Here is a 1,055-nt window from a genome sequence, read left to right on the forward strand (position 1 = left end):
TATTGGCTCTCTCACGTAGCTCATCGGCGGATTCCAAGAGGTCGCGATCCGAAGGAACGATGGTTGCTACCGTAATCCGAAAGAGGTCCGTAGCGACATCGTCCCGTCCGTGAGCCACCTCTTTCGCTGGCGTGTGTTTGTGAATGCATCGAAGAGGCACTTCACGGGCACCGCCACCGTCTTGCTTGCGGTGACCTCGAACGTGCCGTCAGGGCGCACGCCGGGGGGGACGCATCCCGCGCGCCTGCTCGTACTCGACGATGAGCTTCTTGGCCCACCATCTGCTGACGTCGTGCTCGCCCATGAGCCAGTCGGCGATCTCTCGGTACTCACGCCCGGCGCACCGCACTTGTCGAGTAGTGCGAACCACTGCTCCCGATCTCGCCCCGTCACATCGCTCGCCGTACCCCCGTGATCTTTCCCATCACGACCTCCTCAGTGAAGTCAACGGTTCCTCTCTTCTAGATTCGCCGGCGATAGCGGGCGATCGCGAGCGGCGCAAATGCTGCCGTGATGACAGCCAACCAGATGACCGACTTGAACACCGGCTCGGCGACCGGACCTCCCAGCATCAACCGGCGCGTCGCGTCGATCACGCGAGTCACCGGGTTCACCTTGGCGAAGGCCTCTAGCCATCCCGGCATGGTGCCACGTACGATGAGCCCTGAAGTCGTGTGGCTGACCGGCGGAAACGCGGGACCCCCGCAGACAGAGGGCATCGGATGGACGAGCACGGCGACGCATTGGCGCAGGCGCGGCGGGCCTCTGAGGCACGAGATTGGCCCACCGCCGCCGCGCGATTCGACATGCTCGATCCCGAGCAGTTGACCGCCGACGACCTCGCAGCCCACGCCGAAGCCGTGTGGTGGCTCGGCCGCACCGAAGATGCGCTGCGCCTCGGTGCTGCCGCGTACGACGCCTTCCTTGCCGACTCCCGCTCGGTCGAGGCCGCGATGAGCGCAACGAGACTCGGGATCCTTCACTTGGCGCGCGGCGACGAGCAGCTCGGTGCCGGCTGGCTCGGGCATGCCGGACGACTTGCTGAGGGGGTTCCG

At 65.6% G+C, this 1,055-nt stretch carries 2 protein-coding genes; one reads left to right on the forward strand and one right to left on the reverse strand.

Features of this window, described 5'->3' with window-relative positions:
- Positions 1-461 precede the first annotated feature (461 nt).
- The gene (locus GEV06_28610) at positions 462-644 is read right to left on the reverse strand and encodes a hypothetical protein (protein ID MPZ21812.1); all 183 of its coding nucleotides are present in this window, start codon (positions 642-644) and stop codon (positions 462-464) included.
- A gap of 78 nt (positions 645-722) precedes the next feature.
- Here GEV06_28610 and GEV06_28615 point away from each other — a divergent pair.
- Positions 723-1,055: helix-turn-helix transcriptional regulator (locus GEV06_28615; GenBank protein ID MPZ21813.1), on the forward strand; the 333-nt coding region annotated here is incomplete at its 3' end.

It is taken from the genome of Luteitalea sp. (genome assembly GCA_009377605.1).
Classification (GTDB): domain Bacteria; phylum Acidobacteriota; class Vicinamibacteria; order Vicinamibacterales; family Vicinamibacteraceae; genus WHTT01.